The organism is Pseudomonas sp. St386 (assembly GCF_018325865.1).
Classification (GTDB): Bacteria; Pseudomonadota; Gammaproteobacteria; order Pseudomonadales; family Pseudomonadaceae; genus Aquipseudomonas; species Aquipseudomonas brassicacearum.
This window is the reverse complement of record NZ_AP021900.1, coordinates 6,157,239-6,176,272: the sequence shown is the minus strand read 5'-3', so window position 1 is coordinate 6,176,272 and position 19,034 is coordinate 6,157,239. Positions and strand designations below refer to the sequence as shown.

Annotated in this window: 15 protein-coding genes, 2 tRNA genes and 3 rRNA genes; 12 read left to right on the top strand and 8 right to left on the bottom strand. The window is 55.7% G+C overall.

Annotated features, from left to right (window positions below; genetic code table 11):
• Positions 1 to 177 precede the first annotated feature (177 nt).
• Entirely contained in the window at positions 178 to 600 is a 423-nt protein-coding gene (locus KI235_RS27440) for an OsmC family protein (RefSeq protein ID WP_003206127.1), read from the top strand.
• Positions 601 to 713: 113 nt separating this feature from the next.
• Here KI235_RS27440 and coq7 read toward each other — a convergent pair whose 3' ends face one another.
• From coq7 to hemJ, 6 genes are all read right to left on the bottom strand, one after another.
• A complete protein-coding gene (gene coq7 / locus KI235_RS27435) occupies positions 714 to 1,361 on the bottom strand; it encodes a 2-polyprenyl-3-methyl-6-methoxy-1,4-benzoquinone monooxygenase (protein ID WP_003206125.1) in 648 nt (215 codons plus the stop codon).
• A gap of 75 nt (positions 1,362 to 1,436) precedes the next feature.
• The gene (locus KI235_RS27430) at positions 1,437 to 1,775 is read right to left on the bottom strand and encodes a histidine triad nucleotide-binding protein (RefSeq protein WP_003206124.1); all 339 of its coding nucleotides are present in this window, start codon (positions 1,773 to 1,775) and stop codon (positions 1,437 to 1,439) included.
• A gap of 82 nt (positions 1,776 to 1,857) precedes the next feature.
• On the bottom strand, positions 1,858 to 2,646 hold the full coding sequence (locus KI235_RS27425; protein ID WP_003206122.1) for an SDR family oxidoreductase: 789 nt from the start codon (positions 2,644 to 2,646) through the stop codon (positions 1,858 to 1,860).
• 62 nt (positions 2,647 to 2,708) lie between these two features.
• Positions 2,709 to 3,677, bottom strand: a complete 969-nt coding sequence (locus KI235_RS27420) for a DUF805 domain-containing protein (RefSeq protein WP_212795380.1) — start codon at positions 3,675 to 3,677, stop codon at positions 2,709 to 2,711.
• 51 nt (positions 3,678 to 3,728) lie between these two features.
• Positions 3,729 to 4,697: a nitronate monooxygenase family protein gene (locus tag KI235_RS27415; RefSeq protein ID WP_003206119.1), complete on the bottom strand. Its 969-nt coding sequence runs from the start codon at positions 4,695 to 4,697 to the stop codon at positions 3,729 to 3,731.
• A gap of 36 nt (positions 4,698 to 4,733) precedes the next feature.
• Entirely contained in the window at positions 4,734 to 5,165 is a 432-nt protein-coding gene (gene hemJ / locus KI235_RS27410; protein WP_003206117.1) for a protoporphyrinogen oxidase HemJ, read from the bottom strand.
• Positions 5,166 to 5,300: 135 nt separating this feature from the next.
• On the opposite strand from hemJ, the gene argC reads away from it, so the two are divergent.
• Complete coding sequence (argC, locus tag KI235_RS27405; protein WP_003206116.1) at positions 5,301 to 6,335, top strand: N-acetyl-gamma-glutamyl-phosphate reductase; 1,035 nt, start codon at positions 5,301 to 5,303, stop codon at positions 6,333 to 6,335.
• A gap of 148 nt (positions 6,336 to 6,483) precedes the next feature.
• The gene (gene erpA, locus KI235_RS27400; protein ID WP_003206114.1) at positions 6,484 to 6,834 is read left to right on the top strand and encodes an iron-sulfur cluster insertion protein ErpA; all 351 of its coding nucleotides are present in this window, start codon (positions 6,484 to 6,486) and stop codon (positions 6,832 to 6,834) included.
• A 66-nt stretch (positions 6,835 to 6,900) separates the two neighbouring features.
• On the opposite strand, the gene KI235_RS27395 is transcribed toward erpA, so the two are convergent.
• Together KI235_RS27395 and KI235_RS27390 are read right to left on the bottom strand one after the other, a co-directional pair.
• The gene (locus KI235_RS27395) at positions 6,901 to 7,992 is read right to left on the bottom strand and encodes an anhydro-N-acetylmuramic acid kinase (protein ID WP_013694343.1); all 1,092 of its coding nucleotides are present in this window, start codon (positions 7,990 to 7,992) and stop codon (positions 6,901 to 6,903) included.
• A 2-nt stretch (positions 7,993 to 7,994) separates the two neighbouring features.
• On the bottom strand, positions 7,995 to 9,413 hold the full coding sequence (locus tag KI235_RS27390) for a peptidoglycan DD-metalloendopeptidase family protein (protein ID WP_003206111.1): 1,419 nt from the start codon (positions 9,411 to 9,413) through the stop codon (positions 7,995 to 7,997).
• A gap of 212 nt (positions 9,414 to 9,625) precedes the next feature.
• Here KI235_RS27390 and tyrS point away from each other — a divergent pair, with 212 nt between their 5' ends.
• From tyrS to KI235_RS27345, 9 genes are all read left to right on the top strand, one after another.
• Complete coding sequence (gene tyrS, locus KI235_RS27385) at positions 9,626 to 10,825, top strand: tyrosine--tRNA ligase (protein WP_003206110.1); 1,200 nt, start codon at positions 9,626 to 9,628, stop codon at positions 10,823 to 10,825.
• A 550-nt stretch (positions 10,826 to 11,375) separates the two neighbouring features.
• A 16S ribosomal RNA gene (locus KI235_RS27380) occupies positions 11,376 to 12,912 on the top strand.
• Between the two features lie 123 nt (positions 12,913 to 13,035).
• Positions 13,036 to 13,112 (top strand) — tRNA-Ile (locus KI235_RS27375).
• A gap of 10 nt (positions 13,113 to 13,122) precedes the next feature.
• Positions 13,123 to 13,198, top strand: a tRNA-Ala gene (locus KI235_RS27370).
• Positions 13,199 to 13,439: 241 nt separating this feature from the next.
• Positions 13,440 to 16,331, top strand: a 23S ribosomal RNA gene (locus tag KI235_RS27365).
• Positions 16,332 to 16,499: 168 nt separating this feature from the next.
• Positions 16,500 to 16,615, top strand: a 5S ribosomal RNA gene (rrf, locus tag KI235_RS27360).
• The 16S, 23S and 5S rRNA genes sit together here with 2 tRNA genes alongside, the layout of an rRNA operon.
• Positions 16,616 to 16,748: 133 nt before the next feature.
• Positions 16,749 to 17,705: a bifunctional biotin--[acetyl-CoA-carboxylase] ligase/biotin operon repressor BirA gene (birA, locus tag KI235_RS27355; RefSeq protein ID WP_003206107.1), complete on the top strand. Its 957-nt coding sequence runs from the start codon at positions 16,749 to 16,751 to the stop codon at positions 17,703 to 17,705.
• Positions 17,695 to 18,444 carry a pantothenate kinase gene (locus KI235_RS27350; protein WP_003206105.1) on the top strand — a complete coding sequence of 250 codons (750 nt, stop codon included), beginning with the start codon at positions 17,695 to 17,697 and terminating at the stop codon, positions 18,442 to 18,444. The genes birA and KI235_RS27350 overlap by 11 nt, the downstream gene beginning before the upstream one ends.
• A gap of 7 nt (positions 18,445 to 18,451) precedes the next feature.
• Positions 18,452 to 18,907, top strand: coding sequence for a hypothetical protein (locus tag KI235_RS27345; RefSeq protein ID WP_027912244.1), 456 nt, complete (start codon positions 18,452 to 18,454; stop codon positions 18,905 to 18,907).
• The last annotated feature ends 127 nt before the right edge of the window (positions 18,908 to 19,034 follow it).

The following is a 19,034-nucleotide window of genomic DNA, read 5'->3' as shown; positions in this document are numbered from 1 at the left end:
CGCTAAAAGCTGGCCATGCGCCAGCGAGTTGGCGTATGGCCAGCTTAACAGAGGCGTCCTCAATTGATTTGAGAATTTACCTACATGCTGGCAGGTCAGGTCTCCTAAGACGCAGAGCAGTCATGCCGGAGCGCTGTGCTAAGCTGGCGACCCTTTTTTAACAGTGGAGTCTTGGCGATGAAGGCACGCATCCAATGGGCTGGCGAAGCCATGTTCCTCGGTGAGTCAGGCAGTGGTCATGTGGTCGTCATGGACGGCCCGCCAGAGGCCGGTGGGCGGAACCTCGGTGTTCGGCCGATGGAAATGCTCCTGCTGGGCGTGGGCGGTTGCAGCAACTTTGACGTGGTCAGCATTCTTAAAAAGTCCCGCCAGGCCGTCGAAAGCTGCGAAGCTTTCCTGGAGGCAGAACGCGCCACTGAAGATCCCAAAGTGTTTACCAAGATCCACATGCACTTCGTGGTGAAGGGGCGAGCCCTGAAGGAAGCTCAGGTCAAGCGCGCCATTGAGCTGTCCGCCGAGAAATACTGCTCGGCTTCGATCATGCTTGGCGCCGCCGGGGTCGAAATCACCCACGATTATGAAATCATCGAGTTGGGTTGAGTCGATAGCTGGCTGGCCGTATTGAAGTTTTCGGACAGAAAAAAGGCGACTTCCCTTGGGGGAGTCGCCTTTTTAATTTCCGTGGGAATGAGCTAGTAAGTCCCCAATTGCCGTCAAATCCGATAAGTGCTCTTGGTCATGACCTTGGCCAGCAGGCTCATGCCGAACTTGACCGGGGCCGGAAAACGGAAGCCACCGGCCTCAAGCGCACTCTCGGCATGGTGTTCCTCATCCACGCGCATCTGCTCAAGGATTGCCCGGGATTTTTCATCTTCGGCTGGCAGCTGGTCGAGATGTTCATTCAAATGCTTGCACACTTGATGTTCGGTCGCCGCAACGAAACCGAGGCTGACTTTGTCGCTGATCAGCCCGGCAACGGCGCCTATTCCGAATGACATCCCATAGAACAGCGGGTTCAGGACGCTGGTATGGCTGCCCAGCTGGCGAATCCGTTGTTCACACCAGACCAGATGGTCGATTTCTTCCTCGGCGGCATGCTCCATTGCTTCACGCACTTGCGGTAGCTTCGCTGTCAGCGCCTGGCCCTGATACAGCGCCTGGGCACAGACTTCGCCGGTGTGGTTGATACGCATCAGTCCGGCGACGTGGCGGGTTTGCTCGTCACTCAGTTGCGCGTCTGGTTGCACGATAGCCGGTGATGGGCGGTACGGCTGGCCACTGAAGGGCAGCAGCGTGCGCATCGCGGTATCAGCTTGCAGCAACAGACGGTCAATCGGCGAGTAGTGACGTTGGGTAGTCATGCTTACCTCCGGGAAAAATCACAGCGGCCAGTTTAACCCAATCGACCGCCGAAGATTTGCGTTGGGTCAGGGGTATCAGCCCGGCGGCCAGTTCATCTGGCGCTGCCCCAGCACATGCATATGAATGTGATAGACCGTTTGCCCACCCAGTTCATTGCAATTCATCACCACGCGAAAACCTTCTTCACAGCCCAATTCAAGCGCCAGGCGCTGAGCAGTGAACAAAATGTGTCCAGCCAGGCCTTTGTCTTCTTCGGCCAGGTCATTGAGGGTGCGGATCGGTTTTTTCGGTATGACCAAAAAATGTACAGGCGCCTGTGGGGCGATGTCGTGGAAGGCCAATACCTGGTCATCCTCGTAAATGATCTTCGCCGGGATTTCCCGGTTGATGATCTTGGTGAACAGAGTATCCACAGCTGTTTTCTCCGTTGGGTTCGTCGAGGTCGGGTGTCTTGAAGGCTCCGGTTGAGGTGCCTGGTTGTTCAACTTGAAGGGATCAGCGCGGGCAATAGGCCTTGTTGATCATGCCGGCGATGGTTCGGACCAGCCATCGCGACCCCAGTCGCGGCAGCGCGGCCAGCCAGCGGTTGCGGCGTCCGGGAATGATGATGGCGCGGTTGCGGTCCAGCGCGCGCACGGCGTACAGGGCCACCTCTTCCGGGCTCATCAGCAACTTGCTGTCGATGAGCTTCTGTTCGTCCATCTGCGCTCTGGAAAAGAAGCCGGTCCGGGTTGGGCCAGGGCAAAGCACCGAGACCTTGATCGCGCATTTCTTCAGCTCAACCCGCAGGGCTTCGGAGAAGTGCAGCACATAGGCCTTGCTGGCGTAATAGGTACTCATCCAGGGGCCGGGCTGGAACGCGGCAATCGAGGCGACGTTGAGGATCTGGCCGCCGCCAAGCAGTGCCATGCTGTTGCCGATGGCATGACAAAGCCGTGTCAGGGCGAGGATGTTGACTTCGATCAGGTCCTGCTCGGTCATCCAGTCCTGGCCCAGGAACGGCCCGCTGGTGCCGATGCCTGCGCAATTGACCAACAGGTCGATCTGCCGCTCACCTTCCTCCAGTTCCAGGAGAAAGCCTGAAAGCCTCAGCGGTTCTCCCAGGTCGCAGGCCCGGAACAACACCTCTACGCCAAACCGCTGAGTTAGTTCGATTGCAATACTTTCCAGCCGATCACGCTGTCGAGCCACCAGTATCAGGTTGCGGCCGCGCCGGGCCAGCGCTTCGGCCATGGCCAGGCCAATGCCGCTGGAAGCGCCAGTGATCAGTGCGTAACGGGTCATGCAGTTCTCCATCGCAACAGCCCGCCGCCAGTTGACTGGGCTGTCACCGGCATGAAGCGCGCTTATTGTTCCTCTTCTTCCTCATAGTCTACAGAAGGCGAGGCGGGCTCGGCTGCCTCGACAGCTGGTTCTTCGGTGGTTTCGTTGCTGGACTCGCTGCTTTCATAGCTGCTCAGGCTGCTGCTGTCGTAGTCCTCTTGGAGGGCTCCGAAGATGCCGGCAAAGGTAGCCAGGAAAATCAGGACGATCATCACAAGCCAAAGCGACGCCAGCAATTTGACCGCGGTGGTATTGCGCGGTGGCGGCGGACCATACTGGTTTGCACCGGTATTGCCTGGGGCGATGATCAGGATGAACGGGAAAATGCTGCCCACGAATGGAACGAGGTTGACCAGCCACAACCACCCCGACCAGCCGAGGTCATGCAGGCGCTGGACGTTGAACTGGATGCTCACGAAGGCAAAGGCAAGTACAACGGCTGCGCCGAGCAGGCCGCCGACGACCAGCGCAGCTATCGAGTCGGAAGCCAGCAGCCAGGCCGTGGCCAACCAGAAGCCCAGGCCGACCAAGGGCAGCATGGCCAGGGTCAACACCATGGTCCAGGCCAGGTAGCGCAAACGCCCGATACGTCCGTCGAAGCTGAAGGGTTTTAGCGTGCTGTACTCGGCGAGCGCTTCACCCACTTCGGCGCGGGGAGGCGCGTACGGCGAGACGGGGTCGACGATCGGCTCTGGATGGCGTCCACCCGACTGTTGCGGCGACTCCTGTACTTCGCCAAGGCTCAGTTGGAGGGCGGCGGGTTCTGCTTCGATCCGGGCGTCGATGCCGCTCTTGTTGAGCGCTTCCAGGTACTGCTGGGCTTCGCTCTGGGACAGGTTGCTCTTAAGGGCAACCTTGCGACCGGTGAACAGTCGTTCAATGGCGCTGATGTCGCTTTTGAACAGTTCGGCGAGGTTGAGTTTGGCGGTGGTGGTATCGACGCCCGGCATCAGGCCTCCGTCGAATACGATGTTGAAACGGGTTTCGCTCATGCCCGGCATCCTTGTCTCTGAAAGTTAAGTAACTGTTTTTTTAGGGTCGCTTCAACGGGGCCATTGCCCGCCAAGCTGCGCCGCCCGGGCATGTGCCTGACGGTATTCTTCATCCAGGCGTGCCACCAACTGATCGACGCTGGGCAAATCATCGATTTCACCCACGCCCTGGCCAGCGGACCATACGGTTTTCCAGGCCTTGGCTTCATCGTTCAGCGGTTTGAGTTTCGAGCCAAAATCCACCTCGCCCTTGTTCTGCAGGGCGGTCAGATCGAAACCGGCATTCTCCAGGCTCTGACGCATAAAGCTGGCCGGCACTCCGGATACAGCGGGAGTATGCACGATGTCTGCGGCTCTGGATGTGAGCAACATCTCTTTATAAGCGTCAGGGGCGTGGCTTTCGCTCGTAGCGATAAAGCGCGTACCGAAGTAGGCCAGATCGGCGCCGAGCAATTGTGCGGCCAGAATCTGATGACCGTGGTTCAGGCATCCTGCAAGCAGCACGGTTTTGTCGAAAAACTGCCGGATCTCGGCGACTAGTGAAAACGGGCTCCACGTTCCGGCGTGCCCGCCTGCTCCGGCGGCAACGGCGATCAAGCCATCGACACCGGCTTCGGCGGCTTTCTCGGCATGACGCCGGGTCGTCACGTCATGGAACACCAGTCCGCCATAAGCATGGACGGCATCCACCAACTCCTTCACCGCGCCCAGGCTGGTGATGACGATCGGCACCTTGTGTTCGATGCAGATGGCCAAGTCGGCCTGAAGCCGCGGGTTGCTGTGATGGACGATCAGGTTCACAGCGTAGGGTGCCGGATTCTCCAGGGTCGCCAGGCCTGCTTCGATTTCCTCGAGCCAGGCCTTGAAGCCACTGCTCTCGCGCTGGTTCAACGCCGGAAAACTGCCAACGATGCCGTTGCGGCAGCAGGCCAGCACCAGTTGCGGACTGGAAATCAGGAACATTGGCGCTGCCACGACGGGCAGGCGCAAGCGTTGTTCAAGCAGAGCGGGCAACGACATCGCAAGTACCCCGGATAATGGATGCTGCATTGGAAATTAGAACGGTCGGACGACGACCAGAATTACGATAGCCAGCAATATCAGAACCGGCACTTCATTGAACCAGCGATAAAAGACATGGCTGCGGGTGTTTTCGCCACGGGCGAAGCGCTTCACTTGGGCGCCGCACATATGGTGGTAGCCGATCAGCAGCACGACCAGGGTCAGCTTGGCGTGCATCCAGCCACCTTGAGTGAAATAGGCGCCGGCGTTGAGGCTGAGCAGCCAGATGCCGAACACCAGGGTGGCAATCATCGCCGGGCCCATGATGCCGCGGTACAACTTGCGCTCCATGACGCTGAAACGTTCTTTGCTGACGCTGTCCTCGCTTTGGGCGTGATAGACAAACAGGCGAGGCAGGTAGAACAGGCCGGCGAACCAGCAGACCATGCTGACGATGTGAAGTGCTTTGAGCCACAGATAGAGCATTTTTAGTTATTCCCAGGATTCACGGTAGCCCGATAGTAGAGGTTAGAGCGTCCGCACGTCACCTTGGCGGTTGTCGCCGGGCCCTGCGGCCCCTATCATCGACGGCTTTCCAGTGGGTTCGTTGAGGGCAGGTTTATGGTCAAGGTCGGTATCGTCGGCGGCACGGGGTACACCGGTGTCGAACTGCTGCGTCTATTGGCACAGCATCCGCAAGCTGAGGTGGTGGTCATCACTTCCCGATCCGAGGCCGGCCTGGCCGTCGCCGACATGTACCCGAACCTGCGCGGCCATTACGACGGCCTGGCGTTCAGCGTTCCGGACATCAAGACCCTCGGCGCCTGCGATGTGGTGTTCTTCGCCACGCCCCACGGTGTTGCCCACGCCCTGGCGGGTGAACTGCTGGCCGCCGGGACCAAGGTCATCGACCTGTCGGCGGACTTCCGCCTGCAGGACGCCGATGAATGGGCCAAGTGGTACGGTCAGCCCCACGGCGCGCCGGATCTGCTCGACGAGGCGGTCTACGGCTTGCCGGAAGTCAATCGCGAGAAAATCAAGCAGGCGCGACTGATCGCGGTACCGGGTTGCTATCCGACGGCAACTCAGCTGGGGTTCCTGCCGCTGCTCGAGGCCGGTCTTGCCGACGCTTCGCGTCTGATTGCCGACTGCAAGTCCGGTGTCAGTGGTGCCGGGCGTGGCGCCAGTGTCGGTTCGCTTTACTCCGAGACGTCGGAAAGCATGAAGGCGTACGCGGTCAAGGGGCATCGTCATCTGCCGGAAATTCGCCAGGGATTGCGCCGGGCCGCGGGCAAGGAGGTCGGCCTGACCTTCGTGCCGCACCTGACGCCGATGATTCGTGGCATCCACTCCACTCTGTATGCAACCGTCGTCGATCGTTCGGTGGACCTGCAGGCTTTGTTTGAAAAGCGCTACGCCAACGAACCGTTCGTCGACGTAATGCCGGCCGGCAGCCATCCGGAAACCCGCAGCGTGCGCGGTGCGAACGTTTGCCGGATCGCCGTGCATCGTCCACAGGACGGTGATCTGGTGGTGGTGTTGTCGGTCATCGATAACCTGGTCAAGGGCGCGTCCGGCCAGGCAGTGCAGAACCTGAACATCCTGTTCGGGCTGGATGAGCGCCTGGGGCTGTCCCATGCAGGGATGTTACCGTAACGGCAGTCACTCGTTTCAAGTTGGCAGCTACAAGCTTGAGGCTTGTAGTCGCCGCTGCTCTTCTAAATAGTTGACCGATTTTCTAGGAGAAGCGGATAATGCCCGCCATCACGCATTATGGCGGCGTAAGCGCCGGGAGATATTCAGCATGAGCGTCGAAACCTTCACCCCCACGGCTTTGCAATTCACCCACGGTGCCGCGCACAAGGTGAAGAGCCTGGTCGATGAAGAGGGCAATGATCGTTTGAAGCTGCGCGTGTTTGTAACGGGCGGCGGTTGTTCCGGTTTCCAGTACGGTTTCACTTTTGATGAAGAAGTGGCTGACGATGACACCATCGTCGAGCGCGAAGGGGTCAGCCTGGTGGTCGATCCGATGAGCTTCCAGTACCTGGCAGGTGCCGAGGTGGATTACCAGGAAGGCCTGGAAGGCTCGCGGTTCGTGATCAAGAACCCAAACGCGACCACGACCTGTGGGTGCGGTTCTTCGTTCTCGATCTGAGTGCTTCAATAAAAAAGCCGCAGTGCCTTAGGGCCCTGCGGCTTTTTTTGTCCGTAATTATTGGATTCAGGCCGGGTAGATGGCGCCGAGTATGCGCAGCCCGCGTGCGCCGGTGACACTTGGGCGGTTGCCTGGAATACCTTCAAGACAACAATGGGCAAGCCAGGCGAAAGCCATGGCTTCAACCCAATCCGGGTCTACGCCGTACACCGCCGTACTGCTGACTTTGGCATTCGGCAGCAAGTCAGCCAGGCGCTGCATGAGCGCCTGGTTGTGCGCGCCGCCGCCACAGACCAGCAACTCTTGAGTATTGGACTGGGCATGTTGGAGGGATTCGACGATGGTCAGGGCTGTCAGTTCGAGCAACGTTGCCTGCACGTCTTCCGAGGCGAAGGCTGGCAACTGCGACAAATGCTGTGTCAGCCAAGGCAGGTTGAATACTTCGCGCCCGGTACTTTTTGGACCCTTGGTGACAAAGAAGGGATCGCTGAGCAGTGCCTTGAGCAAGACAGGCTCGACTTTCCCGCTGGCAGCCCATTGACCGTCGCGATCGAAATGGTCGCCTCGTTGTTGGTGTATCCAGGCATCGAGCAATACGTTGCCCGGGCCACAGTCGAAACCGGCTACTGGTTTTGCGGGCTCTATCAGGCTGAGATTGCTGAAACCGCCGACATTCAGCACGGCACGATTGCCGACTCGCTCTTCGAACAATGCTTCGTGAAACGCCGGAACCAGCGGGGCACCTTGTCCACCGGCGGCGACGTCGCGGCTGCGGAAATCGCTGACGACGGCGATACCGGTCAACTCGCTCAACAAGGCCGGGTTGCCAATCTGTACGGTAAACCCGCGGGCTGGTTCATGGCGGATGGTCTGGCCGTGGCTGCCGACCGCCGTGATGTCTTCAGGCTTGAGTTTCTGTTCGTTGAGCAGGGTATGGATACCCTGTGCAGCCAGCTTCACCCAGCTTTGCTGGGCAATGGCGGAGCGGGCGATCTCATCGGGCCCGCTGCTGCACAATCCGAGCAATTCGGTGCGCAGGGCGGCGGGCATAGGAATGTAGTGCGTGGCGATCAGTTTGATCGCCGGGGTCAGTTCGATCAGTGCGATATCCAAGCCATCCAGGCTGGTCCCGGACATCACACCGATATAGAGCGCCATGCTTAGCGCTTGCTCGAGGCCAGCATGGTGGCTTTCTCTTGATCCATGCGAGCCATCAAGGGTTGGCTTTGAGCCAGGAAGCGCGCGCGCTCGGCCTTGGCGATCGGATCGGCCATCGGCAGTTTCTGGCCTAGCGGGTCGACGTGGACGCCATTGACCTGGAATTCATAATGCAAGTGCGGGCCAGTGGACAGGCCGGTAGTGCCGATGTATCCAATAACCTGGCCTTGCTTGACGGTACCACCCGTCTTCACGCCTTTGGCGAAGCCCTGCATGTGGCCGTACAGCGTGCGATAGGTATTGCCGTGCTGGATGATCACGGTGTTGCCATAACCGCCACGACGTCCGGCCAGCAATACCTTGCCGTCGCCGGCGGCCTTGATTGGCGTACCACGGGGGGCGGCGTAGTCGACACCTTTATGGGCGCGGATCTTGTTCAGGATTGGATGCTTGCGACCGGCGGAGAACTTCGAGCTGATACGGGCGAAATCAACCGGTGTACGGATGAAGGCCTTGCGCATGCTGTTGCCATCGGCGGTGTAGTAGCTGCTGTTGCCTTGCTTGTTGGTGTAGCGCACTGCGGTGTACGTCTTGCCGCGGTTGGTGAAGCGCGCGGAAAGAATCGGACCGTTGCCGACGCTCTTACCATTGACCACTTTCTGCTCATAGATGATGTCGAATTCGTCGCCCTGGCGAATGTCCTGAGCGAAGTCGATGTCGTAGCCAAATACACTGGCCATGTCCATGGTCAGGCTATGGGAAAGGCCGGCACGAGCAGCCGACTGGGACAATGAGCTGTTGATGACGCCATGAACGTAAGCCGAGCGAACGGTAGGCTTGGCGGTGACGCGGTTAAATACATAACCCTTGTCGTTTTTGGTCAGGGTGATGCTTTCCAGGTCGCTCAGCTTGGTGTGCAGGTTGGTCAGCTGTCCGTCTGGATTGAGTTCGAATTCGAGTTTCTGGCCGCGCTGCAGTTGAGTGAACTGCTTGGCTTGCTTGTCGCTGGCCAGGATTTCATGGACCGAAGTCGAGGGCAGGCCAACCTTTTCGAAGAGAGTGGAAAGTGTGTCGCCCTTGGCCACAATCACTTCGCGATGGTCTGGTCCTTTCTTTTCTTCTGCAACAGGCGCTTCTGCCTGAGCTGCGGTCTCTGTGGTGTCTTGCGGGCTGTTTTCAATCTGCGCAAAAGGAGAGGCGGCCGGTTCGTTTGTGGCTTGAACGGCTTCGGCGGCGTCTTGTTCTTGTGTCAGTTGTTCAGCAGGACTTTCCAGTTCAAGACTCAGAGTCGTCTTTTTGGCTTCAACATCGCTGGAGGGAAACACCAGGAGCGCCAGGCTAAGGAGGGCTGCGATGCCACTTGCGGCAAGCAGGTGGGTCTTTGGGTAAAGCGGTGGCGCTTTAGACGGTTCTGTGGTCATAGGTAATTTTGACTTTTGAAAAGATGAATTGGAAAAGATGAATGACATGATGAAGATGAAATAACTGTATAAAATATAACCAAAACCCCTGCGAAGCAAGCCCGCGGACGCTCTGTTCTGTGGATTGGTGTCCGTGCGCCGGGCAAACCTTGTATTTGGTGCGCGATCTTGTATGGTTGGGGCCCTTTAAATCTGAGCCTTACGGGTCTGTTATGAAGTCGGTCGAAGAGCAGCTAGCGCTGATCAAACGTGGTGCGGAAGAACTGTTGGTCGAGTCCGAGCTGATCGAAAAGCTCAAGCGCGGGCAACCGCTGCGTATCAAGGCTGGTTTCGATCCGACGGCGCCCGATCTGCACCTGGGTCATACCGTGCTTATTAATAAGCTGCGCCAGTTCCAGGATCTGGGGCACCAGGTCATCTTCCTTATAGGTGACTTCACCGGGATGATTGGTGATCCAAGCGGCAAGAGTGCTACGCGCCCACCGCTGACTCGTGAGCAGGTTCTCGATAACGCCGAGACCTACAAGACTCAGGTTTTCAAGATTCTTGATCCGGCCAAGACCGAAGTGGCTTTCAACTCCACTTGGATGGACCAGATGGGGCCGGCGGATTTCATTCGCCTGACGTCTCAATACACCGTGGCTCGTATGCTCGAGCGCGATGATTTCGACAAGCGCTATAAGTCCAATCAGCCAATTGCCATTCATGAGTTCCTCTACCCGCTTGTACAGGGCTATGACTCGGTCGCGTTGCGCGCGGACGTTGAACTCGGCGGTACTGACCAGAAGTTCAACCTGTTGATGGGGCGTGAGTTGCAGCGTGGTTATGGCCAGGAGGCGCAGTGCATTCTGACCATGCCATTGCTCGAAGGTCTGGATGGCGTGAAGAAGATGTCCAAATCGCTGGGCAACTACGTCGGTATCCAGGAAGCGCCAGGCGTCATGTACAGCAAGCTGGTCTCCATTCCTGATGTGCTGATGTGGCGCTACTTCGAGCTGTTGAGCTTCCGGTCCATGGATGAAATCAATGCGTTCCGTGCCGATGTCGAGGCAGGGGCCAATCCGCGCGACATCAAGATCAAGCTGGCCGAAGAAATTGTTGCTCGTTTCCATGGTGAGGAGGCTGCGGCCAGTGCTCATCGTGCGGCGGGTAATCGTATGAAGGATGGCGAACTGCCGGACGATCTGCCGGAGATCGAGCTGACTGCTGCCGAGGATATGCCGATTGCGGCAGTCCTTAATAAAGCAGGCCTGGTCAAGAATGCTGCGGTGGCGCGAGACCTCCTGGGTTCGGGTGGTGTGCGTATAGATGGTGAGGTTGTGGATCGCACCTATATATATGAGCTGGGCTCTACTCATGTATGCCAGGCCGGCAAGAAGGCTTTCGCGCGTATTACGCTGAAATCCGAATAAAGCTGAAAATAGGTGTTGACGGCAGATTCTGGAAGTCTATAATTCGCCCCACTTCCGGTGCAGTCGAAACGGAAAACTCCTTGAGATTCAATGAGTTAAGTAGGTTTCGAAGGTGTTGGGCTTCAGTTCATCGAAGCCCGGAAGGAGCAGATAGAGCGGTGTTGTTTGGCTCTATCAGCGGTTCGATCTTCTCGGTCGAAAGCGGTGAAAAAGAGGTGTTGACAGCAGCGAGTAACGCTGTAGAATTCGCCTCCCGCTAACGAGAGATCGGAAGCGCAAGTGGTTGAAGTTGCAAAGGAAACTTTGAAAACTTCTGAAAATAACCGCTTGACAGATACACGGGGCGCTGTAGAATGCGCGCCTCGGTTGAGACGAAAGACTCAGCCAACCGCTCTTTAACAACTGAATCAAGCAATTCGTGTGGGTGCTTGTGGAGTCAGACTGCTAGTCAACAGATTATCAGCATCACAAGTTACTCCGCGAGAAATCAAAGATGTAACCAACGATTGCTGAGCCAAGTTTAGGGTTTTCTCAAAACCCAAAGATGTTTGAACTGAAGAGTTTGATCATGGCTCAGATTGAACGCTGGCGGCAGGCCTAACACATGCAAGTCGAGCGGTAGAGAGGTGCTTGCACCTCTTGAGAGCGGCGGACGGGTGAGTAATGCCTAGGAATCTGCCTGGTAGTGGGGGATAACGCTCGGAAACGGACGCTAATACCGCATACGTCCTACGGGAGAAAGCAGGGGACCTTCGGGCCTTGCGCTATCAGATGAGCCTAGGTCGGATTAGCTAGTTGGTGGGGTAATGGCTCACCAAGGCGACGATCCGTAACTGGTCTGAGAGGATGATCAGTCACACTGGAACTGAGACACGGTCCAGACTCCTACGGGAGGCAGCAGTGGGGAATATTGGACAATGGGCGAAAGCCTGATCCAGCCATGCCGCGTGTGTGAAGAAGGTCTTCGGATTGTAAAGCACTTTAAGTTGGGAGGAAGGGCATTAACCTAATACGTTAGTGTTTTGACGTTACCGACAGAATAAGCACCGGCTAACTCTGTGCCAGCAGCCGCGGTAATACAGAGGGTGCAAGCGTTAATCGGAATTACTGGGCGTAAAGCGCGCGTAGGTGGTTCGTTAAGTTGGATGTGAAATCCCCGGGCTCAACCTGGGAACTGCATTCAAAACTGTCGAGCTAGAGTATGGTAGAGGGTGGTGGAATTTCCTGTGTAGCGGTGAAATGCGTAGATATAGGAAGGAACACCAGTGGCGAAGGCGACCACCTGGACTGATACTGACACTGAGGTGCGAAAGCGTGGGGAGCAAACAGGATTAGATACCCTGGTAGTCCACGCCGTAAACGATGTCAACTAGCCGTTGGGAGCCTTGAGCTCTTAGTGGCGCAGCTAACGCATTAAGTTGACCGCCTGGGGAGTACGGCCGCAAGGTTAAAACTCAAATGAATTGACGGGGGCCCGCACAAGCGGTGGAGCATGTGGTTTAATTCGAAGCAACGCGAAGAACCTTACCAGGCCTTGACATCCAATGAACTTTCCAGAGATGGATTGGTGCCTTCGGGAACATTGAGACAGGTGCTGCATGGCTGTCGTCAGCTCGTGTCGTGAGATGTTGGGTTAAGTCCCGTAACGAGCGCAACCCTTGTCCTTAGTTACCAGCACGTAATGGTGGGCACTCTAAGGAGACTGCCGGTGACAAACCGGAGGAAGGTGGGGATGACGTCAAGTCATCATGGCCCTTACGGCCTGGGCTACACACGTGCTACAATGGTCGGTACAGAGGGTTGCCAAGCCGCGAGGTGGAGCTAATCCCACAAAACCGATCGTAGTCCGGATCGCAGTCTGCAACTCGACTGCGTGAAGTCGGAATCGCTAGTAATCGCGAATCAGAATGTCGCGGTGAATACGTTCCCGGGCCTTGTACACACCGCCCGTCACACCATGGGAGTGGGTTGCACCAGAAGTAGCTAGTCTAACCTTCGGGAGGACGGTTACCACGGTGTGATTCATGACTGGGGTGAAGTCGTAACAAGGTAGCCGTAGGGGAACCTGCGGCTGGATCACCTCCTTAATCGACGACCGCAGCTGCTTCATGAGCTCCCACACGAATTGCTTGATTCATTGAAGAAGACGATAGAAGCAGCTTTAAGCTCCAAGCTGATAGCTCATAGCTAACAGTTACAAGCTCGAAATTGGGTCTGTAGCTCAGTTGGTTAGAGCGCACCCCTGATAAGGGTGAGGTCGGCAGTTCGAATCTGCCCAGACCCACCAATTTTGTAATGGGGCCATAGCTCAGCTGGGAGAGCGCCTGCCTTGCACGCAGGAGGTCAGCGGTTCGATCCCGCTTGGCTCCACCATAAACTGCTTCTGAAAGCTTAGAAATGAGCATTCCATCAAAGTGATGGTGAATGTTGATTTCTAGTCTTTTGATTAGATCGTTCTTTAAAAATTTGGGTATGTGATAGAAAGATAGACTGAACGTTACTTTCACTGGTAACGGATCAGGCTAAGGTAAAATTTGTGAGTGGCTCTTAGAGCCAGATCGAATTTTCGGCGAATGTCGTCTTCACAGTATAACCAGATTGCTTGGGGTTATATGGTCAAGTGAAGAAGCGCATACGGTGGATGCCTTGGCAGTCAGAGGCGATGAAAGACGTGGTAGCCTGCGAAAAGCTTCGGGGAGTCGGCAAACAGACTTTGATCCGGAGATGTCTGAATGGGGGAACCCAGCCATCATAAGATGGTTATCTTGTACTGAATACATAGGTGCAAGAGGCGAACCAGGGGAACTGAAACATCTAAGTACCCTGAGGAAAAGAAATCAACCGAGATTCCCTTAGTAGTGGCGAGCGAACGGGGACTAGCCCTTAAGCTTCTTTGATTTTAGCGGAACGCTCTGGAAAGTGCGGCCATAGTGGGTGATAGCCCTGTACGCGAAAGGATCTTAGAAGTGAAATCGAGTAGGACGGAGCACGAGAAACTTTGTCTGAATATGGGGGGACCATCCTCCAAGGCTAAATACTACTGACTGACCGATAGTGAACTAGTACCGTGAGGGAAAGGCGAAAAGAACCCCGGAGAGGGGAGTGAAATAGATCCTGAAACCGTATGCGTACAAGCAGTGGGAGCCCACTTTGTTGGGTGACTGCGTACCTTTTGTATAATGGGTCAGCGACTTATTTTCAGTGGCGAGCTTAACCGAATAGGGGAGGCGTAGCGAAAGCGAGTCTTAATAGGGCGTCTAGTCGCTGGGAATAGACCCGAAACCGGGCGATCTATCCATGGGCAGGTTGAAGGTTGGGTAACACTAACTGGAGGACCGAACCGACTACCGTTGAAAAGTTAGCGGATGACCTGTGGATCGGAGTGAAAGGCTAATCAAGCTCGGAGATAGCTGGTTCTCCTCGAAAGCTATTTAGGTAGCGCCTCATGTATCACTGTAGGGGGTAGAGCACTGTTTCGGCTAGGGGGTCATCCCGACTTACCAAACCGATGCAAACTCCGAATACCTACAAGTGCCGAGCATGGGAGACACACGGCGGGTGCTAACGTCCGTCGTGAAAAGGGAAACAACCCAGACCGTCAGCTAAGGTCCCAAAGTTATGGTTAAGTGGGAAACGATGTGGGAAGGCTTAGACAGCTAGGAGGTTGGCTTAGAAGCAGCCACCCTTTAAAGAAAGCGTAATAGCTCACTAGTCGAGTCGGCCTGCGCGGAAGATGTAACGGGGCTCAAACCATACACCGAAGCTACGGGTATCACGTAAGTGATGCGGTAGAGGAGCGTTCTGTAAGCCTGTGAAGGTGAGTTGAGAAGCTTGCTGGAGGTATCAGAAGTGCGAATGCTGACATGAGTAACGACAATGGGTGTGAAAAACACCCACGCCGAAAGACCAAGGTTTCCTGCGCAACGTTAATCGACGCAGGGTTAGTCGGTCCCTAAGGCGAGGCTGAAAAGCGTAGTCGATGGAAAACAGGTTAATATTCCTGTACTTCTGGTTATTGCGATGGAGGGACGGAGAAGGCTAGGCCAGCTTGGCGTTGGTTGTCCAAGTTTAAGGTGGTAGGCTGGAATCTTAGGTAAATCCGGGATTCTAAGGCCGAGAGCTGATGACGAGTTACCCTTTGGGTGACGAAGTGGTTGATGCCATGCTTCCAAGAAAAGCTTCTAAGCTTCAGGTAACCAGGAACCGTACCCCAAACCGACACAGGTGGTTGGGTAGAGAATACCAAGGCGCTTGAGAGAACTCGGGTGAAGGAACTAGGCAAAATGGCACCGTAACTTCGGGAGAAGGTGCGCCGGTGAGGGTGAAGCACTTGCTGCGTAAGCCCACGCCGGTCGAAGATACCAGGCCGCTGCGACTGTTTATTAAAAACACAGCACTCTGCAAACACGAAAGTGGACGTATAGGGTGTGACGCCTGCCCGGTGCCGGAAGGTTAATTGATGGGGTTAGCTAACGCGAAGCTCTTGATCGAAGCCCCGGTAAACGGCGGCCGTAACTATAACGGTCCTAAGGTAGCGAAATTCCTTGTCGGGTAAGTTCCGACCTGCACGAATGGCGTAACGATGGCGGCGCTGTCTCCACCCGAGACTCAGTGAAATTGAAATCGCTGTGAAGATGCAGTGTATCCGCGGCTAGACGGAAAGACCCCGTGAACCTTTACTATAGCTTTGCACTGGACTTTGAATTTGCTTGTGTAGGATAGGTGGGAGGCTTTGAAGCGTGGACGCCAGTTCGCGTGGAGCCATCCTTGAAATACCACCCTGGCAACTTTGAGGTTCTAACTCAGGTCCGTTATCCGGATCGAGGACAGTGTATGGTGGGTAGTTTGACTGGGGCGGTCTCCTCCTAAAGAGTAACGGAGGAGTACGAAGGTGCGCTCAGACCGGTCGGAAATCGGTCGTAGAGTATAAAGGCAAAAGCGCGCTTGACTGCGAGACAGACACGTCGAGCAGGTACGAAAGTAGGTCTTAGTGATCCGGTGGTTCTGTATGGAAGGGCCATCGCTCAACGGATAAAAGGTACTCCGGGGATAACAGGCTGATACCGCCCAAGAGTTCATATCGACGGCGGTGTTTGGCACCTCGATGTCGGCTCATCACATCCTGGGGCTGAAGCCGGTCCCAAGGGTATGGCTGTTCGCCATTTAAAGTGGTACGCGAGCTGGGTTTAGAACGTCGTGAGACAGTTCGGTCCCTATCTGCCGTGGACGTTTGAGATTTGAGAGGGGCTGCTCCTAGTACGAGAGGACCGGAGTGGACGAACCTCTGGTGTTCCGGTTGTCACGCCAGTGGCATTGCCGGGTAGCTATGTTCGGGAAAGATAACCGCTGAAAGCATCTAAGCGGGAAACTTGCCTCAAGATGAGATCTCACTGGGACCTTGAGTCCCCTGAAGGGCCGTCGAAGACTACGACGTTGATAGGCAGGGTGTGTAAGCGCTGTGAGGCGTTGAGCTAACCTGTACTAATTGCCCGTGAGGCTTGACCATATAACACCCAAGCAATTTGTATCCTCCGAGCTGAAAAGCGAACGAGACCAGATTGCGGTGTGTGAAGACGAAACGAACCGAAAGTTCGAATCTCACAAAACACCAAAGCTATCACATACCCAATTTGCTGAAGCGAGGCCGACTGGCCGCGACTCAGTACCCGAATTTCTTGACGACCATAGAGCATTGGAACCACCTGATCCCATCCCGAACTCAGCAGTGAAACGATGCATCGCCGATGGTAGTGTGGGGTTTCCCCATGTGAGAGTAGGTCATCGTCAAGATTAAATTCCGAAACCCCTATCTGCTGATGCAGGTAGGGGTTTTGTTTTGCCCGCGGGAAAGTCATTTTGTGTTTCTATGCAACTGTCTTGCGCATGGCTATCATGCGGGCCTCATTATCAGGGCGCAGTCCGCATGCTCACGTTGCTAAAACTTCTGAAGGATGGTCGCTTTCATTCAGGGCAGGCGCTGGGTGCTGCGCTGGGTATCAGTCGTAGTGCTGTATGGAAGCAATTACAGCACTTGGAAGCAGAAATAGGGCTGTCTGTTCATAAGGTTCGAGGTAGGGGGTATCAGTTGGCTAAACCTCTGGTGCTTTTGGATGCGGCAGAGATTTGCGCAAAAGGCCTTCATGAGTGGCCTGTCCATATCTTTGACACTATTGACTCCACCAACGCCGAAGCGCTGCGTTTGATCGAGCGTGGGGTGGCGGCGCCATTCATGGTTTTGGCCGAGCGACAGGTCGCTGGTCGTGGTCGTCGTGGCCGTAAGTGGGTCAGTCCGTTTGCCGAAAATCTCTACCACAGCCTGGTGCTACGCATTGACGGCGGCATGCGACAGATCGAAGGGCTGAGCCTGGTCGTCGGGCTTGCTGTCATGCATGCCCTGCGTGATATGGGGATCGCCGAGGCGGGTCTGAAATGGCCTAATGATGTCTTGGTGGGAGAGAAAAAGATCGCCGGCATTTTGCTTGAGTTGGTGGGAGATCCTGCGGACGTTTGCCATGTTGTCCTGGGCGTGGGGATTAATGTGAATATGCAATCGACTGATGAGGTCGACCAGCAATGGACATCCATGTGCCTTGAGGCAGGAAGGAATTTTGATCGAAATGAGCTGGTGGCACGATTGGGGGCGAAGCTTCAGCACTATCTGGAGCTTCATCGTGCATCGGGGTTTGCCGCAATACAGTCGGAGTGGGAGCAACACCATCTTTGGCAGGGCAGGGCTGTCTCCCTGATTGCTGGTGTTAATAAAATTGACGGTATTGTGCTGGGCATTGATCACCAGGGTGCGCTGCGTTTGAAGGTAGAGGGTGTGGAAAAAAACTTTAGCGGTGGTGAGCTCAGCCTGAGGTTGCGTGATGATTCTTGAGCTTGACTGCGGCAATAGCTTTATCAAATGGCGTGTTCTTCGTGCCGACGGGGTGACGACGGTTGACGGCGGTGTGGTCAGCTCTGACAGCGATTTGCTGGTGAGCCTCAGTAATGCCGAGAAGTTCCAACTCAAGAAATGTCGTCTTGTTAGTGTGAGGACTCCGGAGGAGACAGATTCATTGGTCGCCTCTCTGGTTGATGCGTATGGGGTGTCGGTGACCCGTGCTATGCCTGCCCGAGAAATGGCGGGGGTGAAAAACGGCTATCAGGATTACGAGCGGTTGGGGCTTGATCGATGGCTGGCCCTGCTTGGTGGGTTCCATCTTGCTTCAGGCGCGTGCCTGGTCCTTGATTTTGGTACTGCCATTACGGCTGATTTTGTGGCGGCGGACGGTGAGCATCTCGGCGGATTCATTTGTCCGGGCATGCCTTTGATGCGTAACCAATTGCGTACTCACACGCGAAGAATTCGATATGACGATATGGCGGCTGAGCGAGCCCATGAGAGTCTCGCTCCAGGTCGGACAACTGTCGAAGCGGTCGAGCGCGGTTGCATGCTGATGCTCAGAGGGTTTGTCCTGACTCAGCTTGAATTGGCGCAGCAATATTGGGGAAAGGATTTCGTGGTGTTTCTCACGGGTGGGGACGCCAATCTGGTTTCCGGGGTTGTTCCTGATGCCAGGGTGGTGCCCGACCTGGTATTTGTCGGTTTGGCGATGGCCTGTCCTTTGTCTTGAGGTTTCTATGCGGTGGTTGTTTCTGTTGTTGCTGGTTTTGAATGTCTTCTACTACATCTGGCATCAGCAGGAGGCCCCACTTCGCGCCAAGGATGTGACTCCGCTCAGTTTGTACCGCGGTTCGCAGCAGGATATTCACCTGTTGAGCGAAACGGCGGATGCACTTGTCAGGCGCGACCTGGGTAAACCCGGTGAAGCGCCAAAGACCTGTGTTTACTTGGGTGGTTTTGTTCGTCCGGAGCTGGCCAGGCAGCTGGAGCAGCGATTGGCTGCCTCGGGCGTTGTAGGTCGTTCTGCTGCGCCGAACTCGCCAAATCTCCCTGAGGGTGGGGGATTCTGGGTTCAGGTTTCCCAGGAAAGCGCGGGAAAGGTGAATGAAACGTTGCTTCAAAACCTTTCTAAAGAATTCAATGAGTTAAAACATAAAATAATGCCATGCGAAGGGGTTGCACCCGCTGGGTAGTTTGCATAGAATGGCGCCCGCTTCGCAGCGAAGACCTTTAAAGGTTAGCGATACGAAGCGACGTCAACGCAGCTAACCTCAGGTTTTTAATGAGAAAATGCTTGACAGAAGGCTGGCATGATATAGA